General features: G+C 54.9%; 6 protein-coding genes and 1 pseudogene. 4 read left to right on the forward strand and 3 right to left on the reverse strand.

Annotated elements, in window-relative coordinates:
* The 4 genes and pseudogenes from I5W_RS12575 to I5W_RS12585 all read left to right on the forward strand — a co-directional run.
* The coding region (locus I5W_RS12575; RefSeq protein WP_044529480.1) for an ADP-ribosyltransferase domain-containing protein at positions 1–433 on the forward strand (433 nt) is incomplete at its 5' end.
* A 208-nt stretch (positions 434–641) separates the two neighbouring features.
* Positions 642–1,238: pseudogene (locus I5W_RS12580) on the forward strand (IS3 family transposase); the annotation flags it as partial.
* 387 nt (positions 1,239–1,625) lie between these two features.
* A complete protein-coding gene (locus tag I5W_RS31250; protein ID WP_148289102.1) occupies positions 1,626–3,671 on the forward strand; it encodes a hypothetical protein in 2,046 nt (681 codons plus the stop codon).
* A gap of 15 nt (positions 3,672–3,686) precedes the next feature.
* Positions 3,687–4,667: an ATP-binding protein gene (locus I5W_RS12585; RefSeq protein WP_050010668.1), complete on the forward strand. Its 981-nt coding sequence runs from the start codon at positions 3,687–3,689 to the stop codon at positions 4,665–4,667.
* 247 nt (positions 4,668–4,914) lie between these two features.
* On the opposite strand, the gene I5W_RS12590 is transcribed toward I5W_RS12585, so the two are convergent.
* From I5W_RS12590 to I5W_RS12600, 3 genes are all read right to left on the reverse strand, one after another.
* Positions 4,915–6,084, reverse strand: coding sequence for a benzoate/H(+) symporter BenE family transporter (locus I5W_RS12590; protein WP_044529482.1), 1,170 nt, complete (start codon positions 6,082–6,084; stop codon positions 4,915–4,917).
* Positions 6,085–6,200: 116 nt separating this feature from the next.
* Entirely contained in the window at positions 6,201–7,562 is a 1,362-nt protein-coding gene (locus I5W_RS12595) for an MFS transporter (protein WP_044529483.1), read from the reverse strand.
* Between the two features lie 82 nt (positions 7,563–7,644).
* Positions 7,645–7,896, reverse strand: a 252-nt coding sequence (locus I5W_RS12600; RefSeq protein ID WP_044529485.1) for a Rid family hydrolase, incomplete at its 5' end; no start/stop codon positions are given.

Genomic DNA, 7,896 nt, shown 5'->3' on the forward strand with positions numbered 1-7,896 from the left:
AGACTGGAATGCTCTGACCAGTGAACCGAGTAGTCGCCTTGGCGAGGTCGGGACTAATCGTCTCAATAGAGATCTGGACGATGTGCAGGCAGGCATCTCAGGATTGCAAAAACTGCCGCATTACAATCAGGGCAGAGTATATCGGGGAGAAGGCGGGAACATCGACAAATATCGGGTTGGAGATCTGGTTTCTTATCAGAAATTTCTTAGCACCTCCAAGACATACAGCGATTCGTTTGCTCCTGGAAAAAACATCACCATTGTCATCGATGACATCAGAACCGGACGCGATGTGCAATTAATTTCTAATCAGGATCAAGAGCGGGAGGTCTTGTTCCCGCCATACGCCAAATTCGTCGTCACCCGTGTGGAAGACCGGAGACGCGCGGGCGGACAGTATCAAGGGATCTGGGTTTATATGAATGAAATTTAGCAACAGACTGGGGCAATTTTCGATGCAACTCGACAGTGTTGATTTGCTCGCAGATTGGGCCTGTACATAATTTTGTAAACGGACTATTGGCAGGAAACTGTCGCCTTGTCCGGAGTCACAATGAGTAAAAAGGAACGAGCCCTGGAAGTCGAACTGAACGAGCACCTGGGTCATGAGAAGCACGGGAGCGGGGCCAAGAAGCTTCTCCAGGTGTATCGGCAGACGGGGCCTGAGTGTCAGGCGCCGCAAGAGGAAACGCATCGCGGGCGTGGAGCGGCAACTGAAAGTTCCTGCGACGATGCCCAATCAGAGCTGGTCAATGGACTTTGTATCGGATAGATTGGCTGATGGCCGCCGCCTGCGCTGCCTGAACATCGTAGACGACTTCACCAAGGAATGCCTGGCTATCGAGGTTGATACGTCGCTGCCAGGCACACGGGTTGTATCGGTACTGTCGCGGCTATCAGAGCTTCGAGGATTGCCGCAATCGATTACCATCGACAACGGCCCCGAGTTCGCCGGCAAGGTGCTCGATGCCTGGGCCTATGCAAACGGATTGAAGCTGAACTTCATTGAACCTGGCAAGCCGCAGCAGAATGCCTACATCGAGAGTTTCAACGGCAAGTTTCGGGATGAATGCCTGAATGAACATTGGTTTGTTTCGATGCGGCATGCTCGTGAAATCATTGCGGCCTGGCGACGAGAATACAATTCTGAGAGGCCGCATAGTTCTCTTGGGTACCTGATGCCGCAACAGTTTGCAGAGACCTTTTTAACCGCAGACTCCAAGTCGTTCTCGTACTAAATTGGGGAGCAGGTCATGACCGCTTGGGATTTGATCACAGCCATTGTGTAAGTACCGCCCAAAAGGCTCTGCAGTTACCGGAGGGGGGATTCAGCGTAGGGAAATCCCTCTGACCTATAGTAAGGTAAGGACCCAATCCACCTAACAGTCCAATTTCGATCCGGACGCACACATGCACCTAACTTTTCACCCATTAAAGCCTCCAGACAACGTCCATAGTACTAACCTTGTAAATCTCGACTTCCCTGGCGTTCTCCGCATTCCTTGAATTTCCCGGTCCTCTGCTTACACTTTTAGTACCGATAGCCGGTACTGATTTTGTAAATTACGCGCCGAAAGTACCAATTTTGTAAATTCAATAACGGTCCCGTCTGGCGAGGTGAGCGTATGGATGATGCGGATGAGCAACGTGGCCGTAATGTCAAAGGTCTTGCCGATAGCGCCGATCTATCTCTCTGGCCGTCGGTAGACATCGCTGCGCTTACAGAAAAGCACCGCTTGGACTTTCTTAAAAGAAAGCACGCGGTGATGCTTTATCTCAGCGGAAATTCTTACGATGAAATACGCGCCCAATGTGGTATCGGCGGAATCCAGGTCTACCGACTTATTCGGGAGCGCTGCTTGGCAATTCATCCTGACGGTCGTTTGTACGGATGGCGTGCTCTTATTCGCAATCAAAATATCAAAGGTTACAACCGCCAAAGACCTATGACAGTTGATGATTGGGGGTACGGTACATCCGGGGCGCTTCGACTTGCATTCGATCGATACCCTCAAATCAGGATAAATTTTGAGAAACGGATTCTGAAAGCCAGTTCAGAAGTACGCCTAACTGAATCCAAAAAAAAGCCGAAAAAAGCATTGTGGCAGTGGTTGCTGGCGCAGTTTCGTAGGGAAGGGATGGAAGCTCGAGGGGAATGGCCTTTTAATACCAAATATTTTGGATACGCCGCCATTCGCCGTTTTGTTGAGCGAACAATGGAAAACAATCCCGCCAAAGCAACCTTGGCGATTGGTGGTGCGGATCTTGGGAAAAAGGCAAAAGCTGGAGATGGAACCGGGCGTCCCGTACTGAGGGTGTTTCAGCGTGTGGAGGTTGATGCCCATAAGCTGGACGGCAGATTTTGTGTGATGGTTCCTCAGCTGGACGGAGATGCGACTCCTAAGATCGTGCATCGGCTTTGGGTAATCGTTATTTTAGAAGTCCTCACCAGAGCAGTGCTTGGATACTATTTTTCAATGGGAAAAGAGGTCTCCAAGTCAGATGTACTTCAAGCGATCAAGATGTCACTCAGTAAGTGGAAGCGGAAACAAATTACTTTTTCCGACGAAGCCTATACCGCAAACGCTGCGCTTCCATCTGGTTACAGTGATCGCTTCGTGGGCATCTGTTATGACGAATTTAGTGTCGATGGGGCTTTAGCAAATACTTGCAAGACGGTGGAAACACAACTAAGAGATATTGCTGGGACAGTGCTTGTGACTCCTAATAACAGCTATGCGGTACGTCGTAGTAAAGATGACCGCCCTTTTATTGAAAGTTTTTTCACAAAACTTGGGAAAAACGGCTTTCAACGCATGAGCAACACAACCGGAGGGAAAGCGTCTGAAAATCTTGGTAAGTCAGGTGAAATGATCGCCGTGACTAGTCAGTTCCAATATGAATACGCACAGGAACTGATTGATGTATTTATCGCTAACTACAATGCTTCCCCTCACACAAGTCTAGGTAATCGCTCGCCGCTAGAAGTGCTGATTTACCTCAGCGGTCGGGGCGACTTCAATCCTCGGTATGCGGATCCAAAGGATGTTAATTGCATTTTCAGCGTACGCAAACCATGCACGGTGAAAGGGGGATATAAAACTGGCCGGCGACCATACATCAATTTTGAGGGGAGCCGTTATTCAGCTGATTGGCTCGACCGCCGGCAAGATCTAGTCGGAGAGAAAATATGGGCTATCAATGATGATGAATACAACGCATGCGTCATCATGGTTTCGACCTCAGACGGCGAAATTCTTGGCCACCTACGTGCCCATCCTCCTTGGCACCTGACTCCACACACTCTGCGTGTTCGTAAGCAGATAAATTCCCTCGTTGCCAGAAAAGTCATGCATTTGGCTCAAAACGTCGATCCAGTATTGGAATTTCTTGATTTCGCTGAGTCTCGCCCGAAAGGGAAACTACCTATTCATCCTGCTTACCTTGAAGCACGAGAGGCTTTAGTCCGTTCCCATCAAGACGTAGTGGATCGGAATCAGCTAATCAGCGAGAAAATCGATGCACTTATCGCGGACTCTCGCTCATCCAATCCCGGAAAAAAATCTCGCTCATTCGATAAAACTGGGTCAGCTACGACAAATGCAACGGCAGATTTTGCGTCGACCTCCCCAAGCCAATTGCCCGCCCGACGCAGAACGGTTGTTAAATAGAGGCATGAAATGGTCATGAAGGTGCCTCCCCAACATCCCATCCTCTCCAAGCAATATGCCATTTTCACGCCGGCGATTGACCAACTTGCAGAAGTAATCGGGGACTGGATTGAAGAGCAAGCTACAGGTGGCTATATCTGGGGGCCGTCTCGCTATGGAAAATCCAGGGCAGTTCAGTATTTCCTTAGCGAGATTCTCAGCGAGAGATTCGGGAAAAAGATTCCCCTTGTTATTATCAACCGCACTATGGCTCATAACAGCGCAGGCGCTTTTTTTTCGGACGTTTTGCGAGCGGCTGGTCAGAAGTATTGGGGTTCCCGGCAGACACCTCGCAAGAAGGAGCAAATGGCAATTAACTGTTTTCTTGCCCTCGCCAAAGGTGGTGGGTCCAACACGGCAATACTACTGATTGACGAAGCTCAAACAATGACAGATAAGGAGCTAATCTGGCTCACTGGGCTTCAAAATGAGATCGAAAATGCTGGAGTGATGTTAACCGTAATTCAAATCGGGTCTCATCAACTGGATTATGTTCATTCAATCCAAGCGCTCACAGGAAATGCGCATGTGTCAGCACGTTTTTTTGTTCGCTCAGCGCAATTCCATGGCATTTCCAGTATCGAACAGGTGAAATATGTGCTGATTGGCTATGAGAATGATTCTGAATGGCCAGCAAACAGTCGCACGTCGTTTACCGAAGCATTTGGGATGCGGCCCGGCCAACTTACCTCCTTATCTCAAATTTTATGGGAGACATTTGTCAAATTCTTTCCCAAGGAGTACATCGAAATGCAGGCCAGTATTGAGATTCCGATGCAGCATTTTGCTCGTACTGTGGAAGCTATTCTGAAGGCCAATGCAGCTGGTGAAAATTGGGACGAATTATGCTCCGAAAAGTCACTTGCAGAAATCATCGCGAAAACAGCTCTTGACCGCCATCTCCAACTTGTTACCGCGGCCTTCCTGCGTAAGAAACCTGACAGGGGGCGGGTATGAGAATAAGATCGGCATATCAGGAGAAAACAAAATCCACCTTTTACAGGGTGGCCTGGGGCGACTGGGCCAGCAAGGATTTTCAGTCGGTATGGCTTACCCTGCACCGTTTTGTAGTTCTCAACGGTCCGACGTTAGATGAATTTCAAGCTGATTTTTGCATCCCCATTGGCGAAAAAAAGCTTGCCCAAAGACCGTGGGCTCAAGTCGAAGGGGTTGTCATGCAGGGGCATTGCAGTCTCCATCCAGATCATGTTGTGTTGCGGGGGCGGCCGATGAGCCAGTAGGCGCTCATGCCGAAGACCACACCCCAGAATGCCGCGCCCAGGCCAAACAGGCTCATGCCGGAGGCGGTGGCCAGGAAGGTGATAACGGAGGGCTCCAGGTAGCCGCCCTCCTGGCTCATCAGGCGCAGGTTGGACACGATGGCGCCGATCAGCGCCAGGCCGGCCAGGGCGGCGATCAATTCCTTGGGGAAGGCGGCAAACAGGGTCACGATGGACGCCGCAAAGGTGCCACCGATGAGGTAGAAGACGCCATTGGCGATGCCGGCAATATAGCGCTTGCCGGGTTCAGGATGGGCGTCCTTGCCGGTACACAGGGCCGCCGTGATGGCCGCCAGCACGATGGTGATGCCGCCGAAGCAGGCCATCGCCAGCGAGGCCAGGCCGGTGCCGGTGACCACCGCGCGCGTGGGCGGATGGTAGCCAGCCAGTTGCAGCACCGCCATGCCAGGCAGGAACTGGCCGGTCAGGCTCACCAGCACGAGCGGCACGGTCAGGCTGAAGAACACGCCGAGACCCACATGCGGGGCGATGAAGACGGGCCGCGCCAGTTCCAGGCTCACTGCCCCCAGGTCGGTCCTGCCGCTGGCGAAGGCCACCGCGAAACCGGTCAGCGCCACCACCACGATGCCATAGCGCGGCCACCAGCGGCGTCCGGCCAGGTAGGCCGCGAGCATGGCAAACACCATCAGCGGCGCGCCCACGCTGGAGCGAAAGGCTTGCACCCCGAACTGGAACAGGATGCCGGCCATCATGCCGGCCGCGATGCCTTTGGGAATGAAGGCCAATATCTTTTCGAAGTAACCGGTCACACCGATGGCAATGAGGATGAGCGCGGCCATCAGGTAGGCTCCCACCACCTCGCTCATGCTGATGCCGGGGAAAAGACTCAACAACAGCGCCGTGCCCGGCGCCGACCAGGCGGTGATGATGGGCAGCCGGAACCACCAGCTCAAGAGCAGGCCGCTCACGCCCGCCCCCATGGAAATGGCCCACACCCAGGACACCAGTTGCGGCGTGGGTACCTGGCCCGCGTGCGCGGCTTGCACGAAGATCACCAGCGGCCCTGCATAGGAAATCAGGACTGCCAGGAAACCGGCTACCCAGGCGGTGAGCGAGCCTTGTCGTTGGACCATGAATCGTTCCTTGCTAATACGTCTGATACGGCTGAGATGGCACAAATGACACAAATGGCCCGGCGCCCGGGTGGAAGTCCACCGCAGGCGCCGAACCAGCGATCCGTGAATCGATCTTAAACGCTGCGCGACACCGGCGTGGCCGTGACGCTGGGCGCCGCAGGAGTCACCGGACGGGCATGACGGTAACGCAGCATGAAGATGCCCATGGCCAGCGCCGCTACCAGGCCGGGGATGGCAAAGACCAGGAAGTTCATCTTCAGCGGCAGGGCCGCCGCCATCAACGCGCCACCCAGCAAGGGACCGACAATGGCGCCCGAGCGCCCCACACCGGAGGCCCAGCCCAGACCGGTGGAGCGGCTGGCCAGCGGATAGAACTGGGCGGTGTTGGCGTACAGCAGGATCTGGGTACCGATGGTGGTCGCGCCAGCCACGATGATGAGCAGGTACAGCACCGGGGTCGGGCTATTGAAGCCCAATAGCGCAATGGCTACCGTGCCCACGGTAAAGAAACTCACCACCACCTTGGGCAGGGTGAAGCGATCGCCCAGCCAGCCGCCACCGATGGCGCCGACCACGCCGCCGAAGTTGAGCGCCAGCAGGAAGGACAGCGAAGAACCCAGGCTGTAGCCGGCACTGGCCATGAGCTTGGGCAGCCAGGAGCCAAGCGCATAGACCATCAACAGGCAGCAGAAGAAGGCAATCCAGATCATCAGCGTGCCCACCGGGCGATCCTGCTTGAACAGGTCCAGCATCGGTGCGCCGGCCCCCTTGGCATCGGCTTGCACCAGTTGGGTATCGGCGTCGATACGCAGGTGCGGTGCGACCTGGGCCAGCATGGCGCGGGCCTGTTCCTGCCTGCCGGCACGCAACAGGAAGCCGACCGATTCCGGCAGCTTCCACAGGATCAGCGGCAGCAGTACCAGCGGCACGGCGGCGGCGAAGAACATCGATTGCCAGCCGAAATTGGGCAACATCCAGATCCCCAGGCCGGCACACAGCACGCCACCCAGCGAATAGCCGCTGAACATGATGGCCACCAGGGTGCTGCGCAAGCGCTTGGGCGCATATTCATTCATCAGCGCCACGGCATTGGGCATGAGGCCGCCGCAACCGAGACCGGCCAGGAAGCGATAGACGCCGAACTCGCTGGGCGTGCTGGAAAAACCGCTCAGGAAAGTGGAAACGCTAAAGAGCACGAAGCTGATCGCCACGCCCTTCTTGCGACCGATGCGGTCGGCCAGCGGGCCGAAGATGAAGGCGCCGAACATCATGCCGAACAGTGCATAGCTGCCCAGCGCACCGGCCTGCACCGGCGACAGGCTCCAGTGCTTCATCAGCACCGGCAAGACAGCGCCGTAGATGAAAAGGTCATAGCCATCGAACACCAGCAGCAATGCGCACAGGCACATCACCATCCAGTGGAATCGGGTAAAGCCTGCGCCATCGATGATCTGGCTGACTTCCTGGTTTTTCATGGGGTCTCCTCCTTTATGTCGGTCATGTTCCGTCGTTGTTATAGGTATGTGGTAGCGCGGACTCCGGGTGCTGCAATCAGGCTCAGGTCGGGGACGCCTCCTTCTTGCGCAGATGCGCCACGGCCTTGATCTCGATGATGTAGCCGGGCGCCCCGCCCAACATGTGGGCGCCGATGGCGGTCCAGGCCGGCAGCGGATAGGCGCCCAGGTAACGGTTGCGCACCTTGATGAACAGCGGCAGGTCGCGCATGTCGGTGTGGAAGGTGGTCAGGTCGACGATGTCTTCCAGCTTGCCGCCAGCGGTCTCCAGCACCTGCTGAGTTCTCGAAGGCTG

Origin of the sequence: Herbaspirillum sp. B65, assembly GCF_000333555.1 — a bacterium.
Lineage (GTDB): Bacteria > Pseudomonadota > Gammaproteobacteria > Burkholderiales > Burkholderiaceae_D > Herbaspirillum > Herbaspirillum rubrisubalbicans.